Raw genomic sequence first — 16,526 nt, forward strand, 5'->3', positions numbered from 1 at the left:
AAATAATCTGTCCTCAAATTTTATCAAGAAAAGCTTAAATCTTGACTAAGATTAAGGTGTAGTAATGATCAGGTTAAGGTGATTAAATTTCCCTTAACGATAGGAAGTGAAGACAGGGTAAAGTTTAAGAGATGCTTATCTATTTTTGCCCCCTTAATAATTCATCTAGGAAAACCTGTTCTTGCTAAAGTAACTCCAATTTTAAGCGCAATCATCCCCCCAAGAACACTGCCCAACCAGTAAATTAAACCGAAGGTCACGTTTCCCTGCTCTAAAAACTTGTTGACCTCCAAACTATAGGTGGAAAAAGTTGTATAGGAACCAGAAAAACCCGTGGTAAGCATCAATCCTAATTCTGGGGCAATTATGCGAATATTTTCCTTAACCATGGTAAAGATATAGGCAATAATTAAACAGCCAGAAACATTGACAAAAAATGTAGCTAAAAATACCCATTCTTGACTGAAGAGATATTGAATTAATTCGGCGATATAAAAACGACTCAAAGCCCCAAAAATAGCCCCAATCGCCACGAATAAACCATAACGTCCCCCGAAAAAATCCATGGTGTCTGTCCTGCCGTTAAATAGTCAATAAATTGGAGAATTCAACTGGAAAAACTTGGGCAATAGCTGCCCCGATTCTCACGGCAATCAATCCGAAAATTATACTAGCAACGGCAAAAAAAAGACTGAGAAAATTTTGTTGATTGCGCCAGAGTATCAAGATATCTAAACTATAGGTAGAAAAGGTGGTATAAGCCCCTAAAAATCCCGTTCTAACCATTAAATCTAGTTCGTGGGAATAAAAGGGAAAACTGGGTGAAATAGTAAAAAAGAAGCCCATAGCTAGACAGCCAGTTAAATTAATAATAAAGGTTCCATAGGGAAAGCGCAAGCCGAATTTTGCTTTTGTCCATTCGGTAATGTGATAACGAGATAACGCCCCCGGAACTGCTCCTGCTACAATTGCGAAAACATCGTTCAAATCTGACATTGTCTCTAATTTTTTTGCTATCTTTGTCTAGGCTCTATCATAATTGATGCGGTTATCGATCGCATGGCCGATATTTTCAGGGGTGTTATTGTCGAGGACAACCCTCTGATTTTAAAATAGAGCTATGAAAATTCAACCGCGTAAACGTTTTGGACAACATTGGTTAAAAGATGAATCGATACTCGATCGCATCATCGGCGCTGCTAATTTACAATCAGAAGATCGGGTATTAGAAATCGGACCGGGTACAGGCATTTTAACCCGTCGTCTTCTCGATGGCGCTCAATTGGTGGTCGCTGTAGAAATCGATCGAGATCTATGGACAATTTTAACTAAAAAATTTGGCCAACAAGATAACTTTCATCTCATCCCAGGGGACTTTCTTACCCTTAAACCCGAGCAACTGCCGCCAGTTAATAAAGTAGTGGCTAATATCCCCTATAATATCACCGGTCCGATCCTGGAAAAGCTGCTCGGTTCGATCGCCCATCCCTGCACCCCCCCTTACCAGAGTATTACCCTCTTAGTCCAGAAAGAAGTCGCCGAAAGATTAGTCGCTGTCCCCTCCACCAAAGCTTACAGCGCTTTAAGCGTCCGCATTCAATACCTTGCCGATTGTCAATGGATTTGTGATGTCCCCCGGCGGTCTTTTTCCCCACCTCCCCAGGTGGATTCGGCGGTAATTCAGCTTTTACCCCGTGTTTTGCCGAAAAATGTCAGTAATGCTGCCTTTTTGTCCACTTTAATTAGCTGGGGTTTTGCCAACCGGCGCAAAATGTTACGCAATAATCTAAAAAATTGTCTAGATAGCGATCGATTAAGCCAAATCCTGACACAATTAGAAATTAATCCCCTCGCTCGCGCCGAAGATCTCAGTTTATCGCAATGGATTGACTTGGCGGAAAAATTAGGTCAATTGCCAAAATTTTAGATTTTTTTCCTTGACAAATGCACAGTTATACCCTTCTAGCTCCCGCTAAAATTAATTTATATCTAGAAATCGTTGGCGATCGCCCTGATGGTTTCCACGAGTTAGTGATGGTGATGCAGACGGTGGCATTATGCGATCGCATAACTCTCCGGCCGAACGGATTGCAGGAATTCCGTCTCTTTTGCCATCATCCCCTCGTCCCCCAAGATAGCAGTAATCTCGCCCATCGCGCCGCCACTTTGATGGCGAAGGAATTCCCCCGTCTCTTTGCCAATTACGGCGGCATCGATATCACCATCGAGAAACATATTCCCGTGGCTGCCGGTTTAGCGGGGGGGTCCACCAACGCGGCGGCGGTGTTAGTCGGTATCGATTTAATCTGGGAATTAGGTTTAACCCGTCCGGAATTAGAAACTTTAGCGGCAAGATTGGGCTCCGATACTTCCTTTTGTGTGACAGGGGGAACGGTTATCTGTACGGGAAGGGGAGAAATTCTCGATCCGATCGCTCCTCTGACTGGATTATGGGTGATTTTAGCTAAATACGACCATTTATCCGTTTCTACACCCTGGGCCTACCAAAGCTATCGGCAAAAATTTCAAGATACCTATCTGTCTTCTCCAGAGGAATTTCATCACCGTCGTCAGCAGGTGAGTTCTGGGGCTTTGGTACAAGCGATCGCCCAGAAAAAACCGGCCGCTATCGGCAAATTTATCCATAATGACCTCGAAAAGGTGGTTTTACCCGAATTTCCCCTCGTGGCCGAGTTAAGACAGGTTCTAGGGGATTTAGGCGGCTTGGGAACGATGATGTCAGGATCCGGCCCGACGGTTTTTACTCTCTGTTCATCTCAGGAAGTGGCGGAAACCATCGTTAAAGAGGCCCGGGAAATTCTCGTCGCTCCCGATCTACAATTTTGGATAGCTCCAATCACCGATACAGGCATTCAAGTGACTTGAGAAAATGACAATTAACCGCCTTCACCAAGATAACCAAACTCGCGGAATAATTGCCTCTCGATCGCTCATTTCTCGCCTTAAAATTTGCCAAACCTGCTGAAACCATTGTCGCACTTCACCGCTAGAATTACCCCGATAACGACACAAAAGACCATCTCCTAAAGTGCTAGTAACTCCCATCTCTCCTTCTAGGGAAAAATCTCTCACTTTCTCAATCAAATTTCTTCCCACCGGTTGACCGATATAAACTAAAGTACCGATCATGGCACGATCATTTAAACCGGAAAATCCCTCGATCATTTTACCACCTAACAGGCAGGAGCGATCGAGCCATAAAGGTTGTCCTGATCGCCAAATTTCCCAATTAGAATGCCATTCTCCCGCTAAAAATTTCTCGCCTCGCGCACTGCGACCAAAACGCGTAATTTCCCATCCCAACCAACTGCTATTTTCCCCTAGATCGACTCGTAAATGTTGGCGAAATACCGCACCATTAAAGATAATTGTTTCTTGGGGTAGCCATTCTAAACCGGCATTGTCATCGATTTTAATCTCGATTAATTGCTGGGCTATCTGACCATTACTCTGGTAAACTTTTCCAGCAGAAGCAGTGGTAATCAGGGCATTAGTAGCGGACTGGAGATGAATTTTTTGTTGAAGAACATCACCCCCAACTATTCCCCCCGCCGTGTGTAAAATCACCGTATGACAAAGATTTTTTCCTTCGGGATAAAAAGGTCTTTGTACTTTTAAAGGGGCGGTAGCATAGAGGTGATTAATCTGGGTTGCGAGATTTTTTTGCGTGTAAATTAGTTCTAGGTTTCCCTGCCACATTATTTATTGATCCTCAGTCATGGTTTCTAGAAATTGCCGATAATTTTCAGGACTGAGATTAATTTTAACTTCTATTTGCTGTTCTTTATCCCTGAACAGTAAAATATATTCACTTTCCGCTTTTTTGCCGACCAGGAGAGGATTTTTTAGCTCGAATTTTTGATAAACCAGATGGGGTTTCGTCACCCGAATAACTAAACTAGGTTGGGACTGGGGATAAATATATAATTGCTCCCGTTCCCGATCTAAAATTAATTGTTTAGGTGTCATGCTTCTTTCGTCAGCAAAAGTAGATTTATGCCAATAGAGGGTAATACCCCGAATTTGGGGCATTTGGATGCTAAATTTTTCATCAAAACCTTGCCGCTCCCAATTAATATCTTCCAGAGAGCCAGGATCGGGAATTAAACGCTGTTGCCAGAAGACTTCCTTAAGATTTAAATCTTGCCACCATTGGCTAATAATTGGGAAATTCTCCAGATTATCGGGGTTGGGATTGGCACTTTGCCAGAGGAGAGGAGTAAGCATTTTGGGTAAATTTGGTGCTTCGGTTTATGCTATGCAATGTCCTTCCCTATAAGGGTTTCATCCCTTATAGGGAAGGACATTGCTGCGATTTTTGTCAATTGTTTTCGATCTAGAACGAACTAATCAATAGAACTCTTGCCAGATAAGGATTTAGTCGATTTATGCCACCCTATTGAACCATACCAAGTAACAAAGAACCCTGTTTACTGATTACTGTTTACTGATTACTGTTTACTGATTACTGTTGAGACTTGACATTGGGGACAAAAATGAGCCGAGCGCCCACTTAATTTAATTCTGGCAATAGTTGCACCGCAAAGGCGACAATTTTCGCCATTACGACCATAAACCCAGGCCATCGCCCCATAATTGCCATTAACTCCGGTCACGTGGAGAAAATCGCTAAAACTGGTTCCGCCTTCAGCGATCGCTGTTTCCAATACAGAAATAATGTTTTTTGTCAATAAGTCTATTTGCTCAATTTTCAAGAGATTAGCGGCAGTTTGGGGATGGATACCACTTTTAAAAAGAACTTCATCCGCATAGATATTACCAATTCCTGCGACTACATTTTGATCGAGGAGAAAAGTTTTAATCGGACGACGACTTTTTTGACAGTGACGATAGAGGTAATCGGCGGTAAAATTGCGATCAAAGGGTTCCATTCCCAGTTTTTTGAGACCAGTAATCACGCTTTCTGGGGTTTTATCGGCGGCAATCCACCAAATTTTCCCGAAAGTGCGGGTATCGACAAAGCGCAATTCTTGCTGATTGGCAAAAAAGAAGCGTAAGCGCGTATGAATTGGCAGGGGAGTGGTATCTTTTACCCAGAGCAATTGTCCGGTCATCCGCAGATGAACCCCGATACTGCTACCATTATCTAAATTGGCGAGGAGATATTTGCCTCGGCGCTGCCAATTGCTAATCGTAGTCTGAGCAATTCCTTGCAGAAAAGTTGCCTCGCAATTAGGGTAGGCTAGGGTACGCTGTAATAATACTTCCCCACCGATAATTTTTTTGCCCTGGGTAACTTGATTTAACCCGCGACGCACCGTTTCTACTTCTGGCAATTCTGGCATATAAGTGATTAGACAAAATTAAGTTCTTGGTTAGGGTAGTCAAAAGGCAATAGATAGATAAACAGAACTTTTGATCGGGAAACGACAGCAAATTAACGTCAATTCTACTTGAACTTTAACATTTCGATGGTATCAATTATTTCCCGTTCAAAACTGACTTGAGCGCGATTAGTTTTACCACCAATATAAAAGCGATCGCCCGATTGTAAAGCCCAAATTTGGGAATGGGAAAAGTAGCTCATTACCACTCCCATCATCAATAAAGCAAAACCTAAATAGACGATAGGGACTCCCGGATCTGCCTTAATTTGTAACCCTGTGCTGCCCACTAATTCGACTATTTTTAGATTAACTCCATTGATGGGAATCGTCATTCCTTCTCGTACAGCAGCGGTTAAATCTCCCTGAGCATCATAGACAATTACCGTACCTTGTAAATCTCTGGTTAAAAGAGAAACTCCCTCACTAAGATCGGTTTTAGTCGGAATCCAAGTTCCCCAGATTTGTCCATTACCTTTGGTGTCTAAACTAGCCATCGGTAGCTGTAGGATTGGACTATTATTCACCTGTACTTTTACCCCAGCAATCCCCCAACTGGTTTGATAAAAAGTCACCCCTTTATGGTGCAGAGGTTGATTAACTTGAATAGTTTTGCGATCGATCTCCTGTCCTTGATCATCGATCACCGACAAATCAGAATAAAATTGTTCTATATCACCTTGAGGACTATAATCAATCCAAAAACGATTAACTTTAATCCCCCAATCCTTAGGGAGAGAATTTTTAGATAAGGGTCCAGCTTCAATAATATTTTTAACCTGAAAACTATCGCCACTAGCTACCATTTCTTGAGCGAAAAACCCCGTTAACGCTCCCCAGATCGCCCCTGCTAAAATAATTAACATGGCTGCATGAACGATAATCGGACCGATTTTACCGATCAGACCTTTACGCGCATAAAGACTGTTATTTTCTCGAAAAACTTTGTAGCCTCTTTTTTCTAATAAGGGGGTGAGAGATTCTAGGGAACCAGTTTCTAATTCAGCACTTAAAGCTAGTTTGTGAAATTGGCGAGATTGTTGATAAAATTGCCAGTTTCTTGCCGCCTTTAAAGCGGGGAATTGTCGTCGGAAGGTGCAAGCGGTTAAACTGGAACCGAAGAGAATTAACAATGATAGATACCACCAAGTGCTATAAACATGATTTAATCCCAATAGTAATAAAACTTTCCAAGTCAGAAAGCCAAATAAAGCGGGTTTTTCAGGATAATTAGCTTGGTAGAAAGATAGAGATTGTCCCTGTTCGATTACTGTCCCAGAAATGCTAAAAATAGCGATTAAAAGTAAAAGAATAATTGCCAATCGCAGATCGGCAATAGTCTGGATAAATTTACGTCCCCATTGAGGCGGTGTATTATTTAAATTTGTCTCCGATATAGTCATAGTTAAAACTTTTGCAATTCTAGCCAATTATCTATGATAACTCTCCACCATCACAGCAGACGGGATAATAAAGAAAAAACTCCAAAACCGATTAATAAAACCCCACTGACAGGATTAATCCACCCGGACCATTGACGTAGGGAAAGAAAGCTTTTCAGCGAAGCAGTAAAAGAACCGACGATAATTAGGGGTAAAACATAGCCGGCAGTGTAGGATAACAATAATCCCCCTCCTAAGCTTAAATCCCCCGTATTTGCCACCCATGCCAATAGAGTTGCTAGAACAGGTGTACTGCAAGGAGAGGCGATTAAACCAAATGTTAAACCGAGAAGATAGGACCGCAAAATCGGGGGAAAATCGCTGGTAATCCAATCGGTAGCACCAAGGGAGGGGAAGCGCAGGGGTAATAATTCCAAGAGGTTTAACCCCATCAAAATAGCGATCGCGCTGACGATAATTGGTAAACCGATTCCCACCTGTCCATAGACTTTTCCTAAAGTAGCGGCAATTAGTCCCAATCCCGCTAAGGTGGTAGCTAATCCTAGGGAAAACCATGTGGACTGCCAAAAAGCCGCTAAACGACCTTTATTTTCGTAACCCCCGATATAAGCGACGGTAATCGGCAACATCGACAGCATACAGGGGGTAAGACTGGTGAGTAAACCCGCTAGAAAAATCACGGCAATACTGACAAAACTAAGGTGCGTTAGTTGGGAAGTTACTAAGCGATCGGCGTATTGTTCAAGGTGATAGAGTTGAGTCTGTAATTGGTCTAACATATTGGGGGAATTTTTCAGGCTAAATTTGGCTCATTTCTAGGATATTACCATCGGGATCACTGACAAATAATGCCTTTCTACCCGAGGCACTCATTTGAATTGTATAACCTTGACTTTCTAGATAGTTAACCATGGCTGTCACGTCATCAATAGCGAAGGCAATATGAGGATTACGTCCCCATTTTTCGGGACTGGGACGGTAGTTTTGGTAATTGCTATCGACAATTAAATGAATTTGATAATCTCCCACTTGATACCAAACCCCATCGTATTGCAAAGGGCGATCGATTCTAGTCAATCCTAGAACATTTTCGTAAAAGTTAATGGCTTTTTCTAGCTCCGTGACTAAAATCGCCGTGTGTAAGGATTTTGTGATGTTCATAGTTAATATCTGACTCGCGGATCGAGCCAACTATAGGTTAAATCGGCAATTAAGTTAAAGATAACAATTAAAATCCCATAGATAAAGGTAATCGCCATCACTACGGGGGTATCACTGCGGGAAATAGAATCGATTAATAAAGCACCGATACCCGGCACACGAAACACTTGTTCTGTGACTAAAGCACCGGTAAAAATTGAGGGAATATCGAGAGCAATCAGGGTGACAACGGGGATTAAAGCATTGCGAACTATATGCTTAGTGAGGACAGAAAAATTAGTTAGTCCCTTCGCTAAGGCAGTTTTAACGTACTCTTGGTGAATTTCTTCAGTTACGGAAGAACGCACGAAACGCATCAACATCGCCCCTTGATATAAGCTTAATACAGTTACGGGCATAATTGACTGTTTCACCTGCTCGATCAAACTATTAAAATCACTGATTTTTAGTGTACTCTTATAAAAAGATGGTAGCCAGTTTAACTGCACACTAAAGATAATAATTAATAACAATCCCGTCACAAAGGTGGGTAACGAAAAGCCAAGCAGGGAAAAAGTAGAGATAATTTTGTCTAACCAAGAATAGCGCTTGACTGCTGAAATTATGCCCAAAGGAAAAGCGATTAAAACCCCGAAAATATAGGCAATACCGACAATCCAGATAGTTGTGGGTAAACGCTGCCAAATGAGGGTAAAAACTGGGCTGCGACTGGTGAAAGAATAGCCCATATCTCCTTGAAGAAATGCTAACAACCACTTGACATAACGCACAGGAAGGGGTTGCTCTAATCCGAAACTTTTGCGAATATTTTCTCGCACCGCTTCCGTAATAGCAGGATTAGCGGCAAATTCTCCCATCGGATCCCCCGGTGCTAGGGCCAAAATGCCAAAAACTACCATACTAATAGCTAAAAGAGTGGGAATCGAAAATAATAATCTTCTCAGAAAATATTTGAGCATTTATTGACTACGCTTCCAGTCTTTGATGTTCCAAGTATTTCTATCCCAGGGAGTTAATTCAACCCCCGACAAACTATTGCTAATTGCCACCACATCAGCACGATGAACCAGAGGAATAATCACAAAATGATTAATTAACATATCATTCATTTTAATCGCTATTTCTCGCCGTTTTTCTGGGTTTAATTCTTGACTAAAAGCTTGCCATAATTTATCGTATTCAGGATTACAATAACGAGCATAATTATCTCCGGCCCAACCATCAGCTTTTTGGGGAATTTCGCTACAGGTAAAGGTTTTAAAATAGGCTTTTGGATCGGGACTATTATTACCTGTAGTGTACATTTGTAGGTCAGCATAAAACTTTTCTACCGTGTCATCGTTAGCAGGATCGCTAGAAAAGAAAATGCTGGCATCAACAGTTTTTAATTCTACTCCTACCCCGATCGCTTGTAAACTTTGTTTGATAATTTCTTGAGTTTTCTGACGAAGAGGATTGACAGTGGTTTGAAAAACTAATTTCATTTCTACCCCATTTTTATCCCTAGTGCCATTACCATTACTATCTTTCCATCCCGTATCATCTAGTAATTTATTAGCCTTTTCTAGATTAAATTCATAGCGAGTATTGGGAGAATTATATTCTGATGGCATCACAATAAAATTGGGAGTTGCTTTCCCAGTAATACCATAAAGTTGCGTAGCAATAGTATCTCTATCAACGGCTAAAGATAAAGCTTCTCTTACTTTCGCATCACTCAAAAAAGGATGGGAAAACTTAATACTAGACCTCTCACCTTCAGGAGTAGCTTGAGCAGGATCACTCAAATTAAATAAAACTCGTTCAATCAAAGAACCGAAACTAGATATTAACTGACCCCGACCCGGTTTTTCTAAATCACTTAAAACCTTAGCCTCTACTTGCAAATTATAGGCATAATCCGCCTCCTGTGTCTGTAAAACCTCTCGTGCCGCCGAAGTTGCATCACCTCCTCCTTTTAATTCTATTCTTTGAAAACCTAATTTATCCGCTTCTGTAAAAAAAGAATTTGGTTCATAAACTGCCGTATCTCCCGGTTTAAATTCTACCACTTTATAGGGTCCAGTTCCCACTGGTAATAAATTAGCAGGGGCTTGGCGTGCCGTTTCATTGCTATACTTTTCATAGAGATGGGCGGGTAAAATCATCCCTTCTGTTCCCACAAAAACTAATGACCAAGCGGGATTAACTTGCTTAAAAGTTATTTTAACCGTATGGGGATCGATCGCTTCCACACTTTTAACTATTTCATAATTGCCAGCGCTAGTAGAACCAGTTTTCGGATTGGTAATAAAATTATAGGTAGCGATGACATCTTTGGCAGTAAAAGGAGTACCATCTGACCATTTAATATCTTTTTTTAGCTTCCATGTCACCGATTTACCATGCCGGGCAACTCCCCCATTTTCAATAGTAGGAATTTCCGCCGCTAAAAAAGGAACTAATTCCCCCTTTTCATTAAAACTAGCCAAAGGTTCTAAGGTAATGCGACTCGCTTCTGAGTCTTTAAATCCCGTGGAGAGATGGGGATTTAAAATCGTCGGCGCTTGCCAATATAAAAGTTTTAAAGTTTCTGTGTTATTATTGGTCGTTGCTGGGGGATTATTAGCTGTTTGTTGACGACAAGCACTAAAAAGCAGCGTACAACTAAGGGATAAAATTAACAGGGGCAAGAAAAGCGAGCGCTTAAACATTTTTAATGACAAGACATAGTTCAACAGGGTGACTCTCTTGGAGTTATGGTGATAAGCTTATCTTATCGAAGAAAGGGCGTACGCTATACGCCCCTACCAATCACACCACGCGCGGCGGTAGGGGCGCAAAGCTTGCGCCCATAATGTAACATGGTGAACATTTTTCACCCAATATCTAAGAGAGCCAACAGGGTGACTTAGGTGATTCCCTAACCCACCAATAACAAATTATCAGAGATTGAGTCTTGATCTCGATCGATTAATTGATTATTTGCCTTTATCCATTCCTAGTCAAGTTAAATCGATCGTGCTATAATAGCGATACTGTACTAGACAATAAAATTCTAGGCACGGCGACGAAAATGCTTATGACCTTAGCAATTCTGGCTGAACCTGCTCCTCTGCAAGCCAATGAAGACGGCTTAATTCTCGTCGGAAAAACTCGTGTCACATTGGATACTGTAGTGTCTGTATTTAATCAGGGCGCAACAGCAGAGGAAATCGTTAATCGTTATCCATCACTAAACCTAGCTGACGTTTACGCCACGATCGCTTTTTACCTCAAGCACCAATCGGAAGTAGCAGCCTACTTGCAACAGCGACAACAGCAAGCAGAGGAGATTCAGGTAATCAATCAAGCGAGATTTGACCCCCAGGGATTGCGAGATCGCCTTCTGCGTAAAGCAGCGCGGCAAGCATGATTAAGCTTCTGGTTGATGAGAACTTTGATAATACTTAACTGGTGCGTTACGGCGGATGACTAATTTTGGTTTTTCATTCCAAGGTTATCGCCGCCTAACGCACCCTACAAAATTGCTTTTGCATGAGTAGAAAACGGGTTTCTCCGAGAAACCCGTTTTCTGTGCGTTACTCAAGGGATTTAGTATGACTTCACAGATTAATATAGGGATAAATCTTCTTGGTAAAAAATATTATGTTTGGCAAGAAACAACCGGAACAACCGAAGCAAGCGCAAAGTATGAGCGGTGTAACCGTCAATAGCGGTTTCGTTCAACAAGCTCAAGCGGGGTGCGATCTCCAGCAAGCTCAATCAGGGAATTTGGAAACCTAACAGGAAATCACCAATACAGAGGTGGTTAAGCAGTTGGAGAATCTGGAAACAGCAGTGAAAGCTTCATCTGTTACTCAAGAACAGAAAGATGAACTCCTAGACTATCTGCGCCCTGCCAAGCGCGAAGCAGCAAAGGAAGGGGGGAGTAAGGATTTAGTGGGACAAAATCTAAAACAGGTCAATGAGACGCTGAAAACGGGAAAAGAAACCACAGAGGCGGGAAAAAGTCTGTGGCAAACTGGACAGGAAGTTTTTAAAGTGATCGCACCTTGGCTGGGTGTAGCGGCGAAATTTATCGGGCTGTAGATCGTTTTATTAGGTACGAGTAATGGCTTCCCAGGATCAGAATATTGACCATAGCACGATCCAGAATAGCTCGGTTCAGCAAGAACAAGCAGGGCGGGATGCTGTCAGCTTTCTCAATAGCGATGATAACCGAGTTATCATTAACAATATTACCCAGCGTTTGTTTGGTAAATCAGAACCTATTGAAATAGATTGGGATTGGGGAAAGCGAGTATTAAAGGAGAAACAGTTACCGGAAATTCGCCAGCGATTGACTGATACTTTGGGACGCGATCGCATTTTTATGGATGTGGCGATCGCGGAACAACCATCCTGGGTAAATCGCTCACTTTTAGAAGCCGATCGCAGGTTGCAGATTGATGGCAAAGATTGCGGTATTCTCGATCCCAATACAATGCTAATTGAGACGTTTGGGCGGGATGATATTGAGGGAAAACTGCTAATTTTAGGTGCGCCTGGATCGGGGAAAACGACGGCGTTGTTGAGTTTAGCTGAACAGTTGGTTTGTGGTGCCATAAATCAGCCTAAAACCTTTATTCCTGCTATGTTTGAGCTTTCCACTTGGCGCGATGATAAGCAAAGTATTCACGATTGGCTAATTGAACAATTGTATGATTTGTACGGTGGCGATCGCAAATACAAACGCTATGAGCAATGGTTAGAGGGAGAGATATTATTGCCTCTGTTGGATGGTTTAGATGAATTAGGGTTAGAAAGACAGGAAAAATGCACCGTCAAGCTAAATGAGTTTGCGCGAAAATATCCCAAATTGGTGGTTTGCTGTCGGGTAAAGGAATTTGAAACAGTAAATATCAAGTTGCGTTATCTCGGAGGTGCGGTGTGTCTCCAGCCTTTATCTGACGGGCAAATTGAGGCTTATCTCCACAGTATCCACCGCCCGGAATTATGGTCAGCAATGCAAACTAATCCTACTCTGCAAGCCCTTCTAAAAAACACCCTAGAGGGCGATTCTGGCTTATTGCGGGTGCCTCTATTCGTTAAGCTAACCGCCGATGTGTATGATCCTAATAACCCCATTCTCAGCAAGAAAGACCTATTAGAGAAGTATATTGAGCGTCAGTTGTCTTTTGATAGGCGAGAACGCGATCGCTATAAAGCAATAGAAAAGCGAGAATGGGCATACAAAACTGTAGAAACGGAACCTAAATTTCAGGAAACTATCAGCAGTCTAAGCTGGATCGCACGGCAATTGCAGGCTAACAAGACGGTGGATTTACTGATTGAGAAAATGCAGCCGAGTTGGATCGAAACCAAACATTTGCAGAAGGATTCTGAGGCGATTTCGGAAAATTCTGGGGCAATTTCGGAAAATTCTGGGGCAATTTCGGAGAAGCCTGGGTGGATATCAAAGTTTATATCCTGGGTTGAACGGGTGGTTGGGTTTTTGATAAATCTGGTGGTTTGGTTTTTTTTAGATCATGTTGGGTTTTGGAAATGGCTGACTGATCTGTTCATGAATAATCTGCTGATTTTTTATCTGTTAATTTTTTTATTGCTTGTTTTACCATCTGATGCGAATAAGATTAAACCAGTAGAAGTGTTTCAACTTTTAATGTCAAGTACAACAAGACGAAAGATTTTAAAGGCATTTGGTTTAGGACTAACTTATGGACTAATTTATGGATTAATTTTTGGACTAATTTTTGGGTTGATTCTTGAGCTAGTTCATTGGTTAATTTTTGGAGTGATTATTGGGCTAATTTGTGGGCTAATTTGTGGGCTAATTTGTGGGCTAATTTATGGGTTAACTGTTCTAGTTCTAGAAGATCAGGAATTGAAAGACCAATTGCGTCCCAATCAAGGTATATGGAACTCATTGCAAAGTGTATTGTGGGCAACTACATTTAGTTATCCTCTAGCTGTAGGTACTATTACTATAGCTTTATTCACTTTTTCTGTAATGGCAGGAATATCCAAAAATCATAACTGGATGAATCAATTAATCCTTATTTTTTTCCAATCACTTAAGGTAGGAGTGTTTGTAATGCTAATCGTCGGTTTCTTTTTCGGTGGAAGAGCCTGTATACAGCACCTTTTCCTGCGTCTTACCCTTTGGCGGAGTGGCACAATACCCTGGAATTTTGCCCGTTTCCTTAACTACTGTGTCGAGCGGCGTTTACTATTGCGTGTTGGTGGGCGTTACCGTTTCCTGCACCGGGAATTACTCGACCATTTTGCCCAGAGTGGTAGCTGATCATGTATGGCTGAGTTGGCGAAAAGAAAAACATAGCGATCGCCAATCTTGTAGGGTGCGTTCCCTAATGTGGCTCCTACCGCTCCACTAGCAGTAGGCTAATCTGGCTAACACGCTTTTGGGCGTAATATACGGAAAGTTTCCGTATAATTAATAGTCCAGTAGGGTGCGTTAGACGGCGACAATCTCTGCTCTTACTTAGGACTAGCAATCCGTCGTAACGCACCACTCACGAGATATATTAAAAATAGTAGGCGTTATTTTTTTATCGTTGGGTTGTAACCAGTAACGTTATGGGTTACACTTAATGGATGATAGTCAGTTTCAAGCATCGAGGACTAGAGCAGTTCTTTGAGTCGGGAACCACCCGAGGCATTCAGGCAAATCATGCCAAACGAATTCGGCTGATTCTGGCTCGTCTCAGTGCTGCAACTTCACCGCAAGACATGAACTTACCCGGATTGGTACTTCATGAACTGGCAGGGCAACGTAAAGGAACCTGGACGGTGAGAGTATCTGGAAACTGGCGGATCACTTTCACCTTTGACGGTGTTGATGCTTGTGATGTCGATCTTGAGGACTACCACTGATGAAAATGCATAATCCACCACATCCTGGTGAAGTTCTTAAAGAACTTTGTCTCGAACCTTTGAATCTGACTGTGACTGAGGCTGCTGAAGCATTGGGTGTAAGTCGAAAAACCCTATCTGCCATCTTAAATGGTAGGGCAGGTATTAGCCCCGAAATGGCAATTCGCTTAGGGAAAGCTTTCGATACATCTCCTGAAAGTTGGCTCAATCAGCAAATGCAATACGATCTATGGCAAGCAGAGCAGACAATTGGCAATATCAAAGTCAAACGGCTATCAGTTGTCTAACCAGGGTTTGCAGCCGACGGACTCAACACCCCAGTGCGATGCCGAAGGCACTGCATAGCAAATCGCCGATCGCGTAGGGTGCGTTAATTAGGGTATGCTGAAAAAGTTTCTCGTGGGGGTAGGGTGTGGGGTGTGGGGTGTAGGGTGTAGGGTTTTACCAATTTTCATCTGGTCAATTACCTAATTTTCAGAGAAAAAGTCCCTGAATTTTCCCCCCGATCCCCGCAATGGCTGGCACTTTTTGAGGGTAAAAAAGTCTAAAAGTCCTATCCAACAAGGTTTTTAGATTTATTCAGCAGACCCTAATTAAATGTAACGCACCACCCACGAGATATATTAAAAATAGTACGATCGCCATCGCTGTAGGGTGCGTTCCCTAATGTGGCTCCTACTGCTCCACCAATAGATTTTTGGGGAACGCACCATGCTAGAGGATTATAAAAATATCTGCCGTCGCACTCCAGCCCATCGTGGCTGAGTTCAACCGTTATCGAGAAAAATAGTTAAATCCCGTCAAATTCCCCTAAAACTTTCACTTCTGGTTCTAACCAGAGGGACCAGCGATCGAACACTTGTTCCTGCACATGACGAATTAAACGCAGAATATCCGAGGCTTTTGCTGAACCAATATTCAGGATAAAATTAGCGTGTAACTCTGATACTTGCGCCCCACCAATTTGATAACCTTTTAATCCCATTTCCTCAATTAAAGCCCCAGCGAATTGTGGTTTAGGATTGCGGAAAACACTACCACAACTAGGACGATCATAGGGTTGCGTACTTTTGCGATGGCGTAAATTATGGGTAGTAATTGCCATTATTTCCTCGCAATTATCGGTAGCTTCTAACTGAAATGTGGCCTCAATAACTAAACGTTGCTCCCCTTGCAGAGAAGAACTGCGATAACTATAATTTAAATCTTCTTTGCTTAAAGTTTCTAACTGACCATCGGGATTTAATACCAGCGCCCGCACTAATCGATCCGCCACACAGGAGGTATGCGCCCCCGCATTCATCACCACAGCACCCCCCACCGTACCGGGGATACCCACCGCCCATTCTAGGCCCCTCCAGCCCCGTTTTGCCGCTCTCCAAGCTATTTTTGGCAGGGGTTCCCCCGCTGCTGCTGTAATCGTAGCAGTTTCGCCATCAAAACGACTCGATCGCAGATGGCGAGTATTGAGGACAAGTCCGGGTAAACCTCGATCGCTGATTAGTAAATTTGAACCAGCCCCCAAAACAGTCAAGGGCAAATCTTCCGATCGCCACCAAGCGAACACTTCTCTTAATTCCTCTAGATTAACTGGTTCGGCATACCATTGCGCTCTTCCCCCCACCCGGTAGGAAGTGAAATCAGCTAGAGAAACAGAGGTTTTAATCATAGGGTTTTAGGGGTTGGGGAGCATTTTCAGTGAACAGTAAACAGTAAACAG

19 protein-coding genes are annotated in these 16,526 nt (G+C 42.4%); 8 read left to right on the forward strand and 11 right to left on the reverse strand.

The window, feature by feature from the left end:
• Positions 1–161: 161 nt before the first annotated feature.
• Positions 162–566, reverse strand: coding sequence for a fluoride efflux transporter CrcB (gene crcB / locus GQR42_RS25425; RefSeq protein ID WP_158202096.1), 405 nt, complete (start codon positions 564–566; stop codon positions 162–164).
• Between the two features lie 16 nt (positions 567–582).
• On the reverse strand, positions 583–996 hold the full coding sequence (crcB, locus tag GQR42_RS25430) for a fluoride efflux transporter CrcB (protein ID WP_158202097.1): 414 nt from the start codon (positions 994–996) through the stop codon (positions 583–585).
• Between the two features lie 124 nt (positions 997–1,120).
• Between crcB (GQR42_RS25430) and rsmA the strand changes: the two genes are divergently transcribed.
• The gene (rsmA, locus tag GQR42_RS25435) at positions 1,121–1,927 is read left to right on the forward strand and encodes a 16S rRNA (adenine(1518)-N(6)/adenine(1519)-N(6))-dimethyltransferase RsmA (protein WP_158202098.1); all 807 of its coding nucleotides are present in this window, start codon (positions 1,121–1,123) and stop codon (positions 1,925–1,927) included.
• 17 nt (positions 1,928–1,944) lie between these two features.
• Entirely contained in the window at positions 1,945–2,886 is a 942-nt protein-coding gene (gene ispE / locus GQR42_RS25440; RefSeq protein WP_158202099.1) for a 4-(cytidine 5'-diphospho)-2-C-methyl-D-erythritol kinase, read from the forward strand.
• Between the two features lie 21 nt (positions 2,887–2,907).
• On the opposite strand, the gene GQR42_RS25445 is transcribed toward ispE, so the two are convergent.
• The 8 genes from GQR42_RS25445 to GQR42_RS25480 form a co-directional block, all read right to left on the reverse strand.
• Positions 2,908–3,720: an urease accessory protein UreD gene (locus tag GQR42_RS25445; RefSeq protein WP_158202100.1), complete on the reverse strand. Its 813-nt coding sequence runs from the start codon at positions 3,718–3,720 to the stop codon at positions 2,908–2,910.
• A 3-nt stretch (positions 3,721–3,723) separates the two neighbouring features.
• Entirely contained in the window at positions 3,724–4,248 is a 525-nt protein-coding gene (locus GQR42_RS25450) for a hypothetical protein (protein ID WP_158202101.1), read from the reverse strand.
• Between the two features lie 224 nt (positions 4,249–4,472).
• Complete coding sequence (locus GQR42_RS25455; RefSeq protein WP_158202102.1) at positions 4,473–5,327, reverse strand: DNA-formamidopyrimidine glycosylase; 855 nt, start codon at positions 5,325–5,327, stop codon at positions 4,473–4,475.
• 104 nt (positions 5,328–5,431) lie between these two features.
• Positions 5,432–6,769: a cytochrome c biogenesis protein gene (locus GQR42_RS25460; RefSeq protein WP_158202103.1), complete on the reverse strand. Its 1,338-nt coding sequence runs from the start codon at positions 6,767–6,769 to the stop codon at positions 5,432–5,434.
• A gap of 50 nt (positions 6,770–6,819) precedes the next feature.
• Positions 6,820–7,548, reverse strand: a complete 729-nt coding sequence (locus GQR42_RS25465) for a cytochrome c biogenesis protein CcdA (protein WP_158202104.1) — start codon at positions 7,546–7,548, stop codon at positions 6,820–6,822.
• 19 nt (positions 7,549–7,567) lie between these two features.
• Positions 7,568–7,930, reverse strand: a complete 363-nt coding sequence (locus tag GQR42_RS25470; protein WP_158202105.1) for a VOC family protein — start codon at positions 7,928–7,930, stop codon at positions 7,568–7,570.
• A 2-nt stretch (positions 7,931–7,932) separates the two neighbouring features.
• Entirely contained in the window at positions 7,933–8,889 is a 957-nt protein-coding gene (locus GQR42_RS25475; protein WP_158202106.1) for an ABC transporter permease, read from the reverse strand.
• Complete coding sequence (locus GQR42_RS25480; RefSeq protein WP_158202107.1) at positions 8,890–10,623, reverse strand: peptide ABC transporter substrate-binding protein; 1,734 nt, start codon at positions 10,621–10,623, stop codon at positions 8,890–8,892.
• A 368-nt stretch (positions 10,624–10,991) separates the two neighbouring features.
• Here GQR42_RS25480 and GQR42_RS25485 point away from each other — a divergent pair, with 368 nt between their 5' ends.
• From GQR42_RS25485 to GQR42_RS25505, 6 genes are all read left to right on the forward strand, one after another.
• Entirely contained in the window at positions 10,992–11,324 is a 333-nt protein-coding gene (locus GQR42_RS25485) for a DUF433 domain-containing protein (protein WP_158202108.1), read from the forward strand.
• A gap of 233 nt (positions 11,325–11,557) precedes the next feature.
• Positions 11,558–11,695 (forward strand): hypothetical protein, encoded by a 138-nt coding sequence (locus tag GQR42_RS28040; protein ID WP_199273243.1) that lies wholly within the window; start codon positions 11,558–11,560, stop codon positions 11,693–11,695.
• A gap of 54 nt (positions 11,696–11,749) precedes the next feature.
• Positions 11,750–12,001 carry a hypothetical protein gene (locus tag GQR42_RS28045; RefSeq protein ID WP_199273244.1) on the forward strand — a complete coding sequence of 84 codons (252 nt, stop codon included), beginning with the start codon at positions 11,750–11,752 and terminating at the stop codon, positions 11,999–12,001.
• Positions 12,002–12,023: 22 nt separating this feature from the next.
• Complete coding sequence (locus GQR42_RS25495) at positions 12,024–14,216, forward strand: NACHT domain-containing protein (protein ID WP_158202109.1); 2,193 nt, start codon at positions 12,024–12,026, stop codon at positions 14,214–14,216.
• A 311-nt stretch (positions 14,217–14,527) separates the two neighbouring features.
• Positions 14,528–14,806, forward strand: a complete 279-nt coding sequence (locus tag GQR42_RS25500) for a type II toxin-antitoxin system RelE/ParE family toxin (RefSeq protein WP_002803252.1) — start codon at positions 14,528–14,530, stop codon at positions 14,804–14,806.
• A complete protein-coding gene (locus GQR42_RS25505; RefSeq protein WP_002767514.1) occupies positions 14,806–15,093 on the forward strand; it encodes a HigA family addiction module antitoxin in 288 nt (95 codons plus the stop codon). The genes GQR42_RS25500 and GQR42_RS25505 overlap by 1 nt, the downstream gene beginning before the upstream one ends.
• A gap of 503 nt (positions 15,094–15,596) precedes the next feature.
• On the opposite strand, the gene murB is transcribed toward GQR42_RS25505, so the two are convergent.
• Positions 15,597–16,475 (reverse strand): UDP-N-acetylmuramate dehydrogenase, encoded by an 879-nt coding sequence (gene murB / locus GQR42_RS25510; RefSeq protein ID WP_158202110.1) that lies wholly within the window; start codon positions 16,473–16,475, stop codon positions 15,597–15,599.
• Positions 16,476–16,526 lie beyond the last annotated feature (51 nt).

It is taken from the genome of Microcystis aeruginosa FD4 (assembly GCF_009792235.1).
Lineage (GTDB): Bacteria > Cyanobacteriota > Cyanobacteriia > Cyanobacteriales > Microcystaceae > Microcystis > Microcystis viridis.

Bases quoted from the DNA above. Each gene is read 5' to 3' on its own strand.
- crcB (WP_158202096.1), bottom strand. From the start codon at position 566: ATGGATTTTTTCGGGGGACGTTATGGTTTATTCGTGGCGATTGGGGCT.
- crcB (WP_158202097.1), bottom strand. From the start codon at position 996: ATGTCAGATTTGAACGATGTTTTCGCAATTGTAGCAGGAGCAGTTCCG.
- rsmA (WP_158202098.1), top strand. From the start codon at position 1,121: ATGAAAATTCAACCGCGTAAACGTTTTGGACAACATTGGTTAAAAGAT.
- ispE (WP_158202099.1), top strand. From the start codon at position 1,945: ATGCACAGTTATACCCTTCTAGCTCCCGCTAAAATTAATTTATATCTA.
- GQR42_RS25445 (WP_158202100.1), bottom strand. From the start codon at position 3,720: ATGTGGCAGGGAAACCTAGAACTAATTTACACGCAAAAAAATCTCGCA.
- GQR42_RS25450 (WP_158202101.1), bottom strand. From the start codon at position 4,248: ATGCTTACTCCTCTCCTCTGGCAAAGTGCCAATCCCAACCCCGATAAT.
- GQR42_RS25455 (WP_158202102.1), bottom strand. From the start codon at position 5,327: ATGCCAGAATTGCCAGAAGTAGAAACGGTGCGTCGCGGGTTAAATCAA.
- GQR42_RS25460 (WP_158202103.1), bottom strand. From the start codon at position 6,769: ATGACTATATCGGAGACAAATTTAAATAATACACCGCCTCAATGGGGA.
- GQR42_RS25465 (WP_158202104.1), bottom strand. From the start codon at position 7,548: ATGTTAGACCAATTACAGACTCAACTCTATCACCTTGAACAATACGCC.
- GQR42_RS25470 (WP_158202105.1), bottom strand. From the start codon at position 7,930: ATGAACATCACAAAATCCTTACACACGGCGATTTTAGTCACGGAGCTA.
- GQR42_RS25475 (WP_158202106.1), bottom strand. From the start codon at position 8,889: ATGCTCAAATATTTTCTGAGAAGATTATTATTTTCGATTCCCACTCTT.
- GQR42_RS25480 (WP_158202107.1), bottom strand. From the start codon at position 10,623: ATGTTTAAGCGCTCGCTTTTCTTGCCCCTGTTAATTTTATCCCTTAGT.
- GQR42_RS25485 (WP_158202108.1), top strand. From the start codon at position 10,992: ATGACCTTAGCAATTCTGGCTGAACCTGCTCCTCTGCAAGCCAATGAA.
- GQR42_RS28040 (WP_199273243.1), top strand. From the start codon at position 11,558: ATGTTTGGCAAGAAACAACCGGAACAACCGAAGCAAGCGCAAAGTATG.
- GQR42_RS25495 (WP_158202109.1), top strand. From the start codon at position 12,024: ATGGCTTCCCAGGATCAGAATATTGACCATAGCACGATCCAGAATAGC.
- GQR42_RS25500 (WP_002803252.1), top strand. From the start codon at position 14,528: ATGATAGTCAGTTTCAAGCATCGAGGACTAGAGCAGTTCTTTGAGTCG.
- GQR42_RS25505 (WP_002767514.1), top strand. From the start codon at position 14,806: ATGAAAATGCATAATCCACCACATCCTGGTGAAGTTCTTAAAGAACTT.
- murB (WP_158202110.1), bottom strand. From the start codon at position 16,475: ATGATTAAAACCTCTGTTTCTCTAGCTGATTTCACTTCCTACCGGGTG.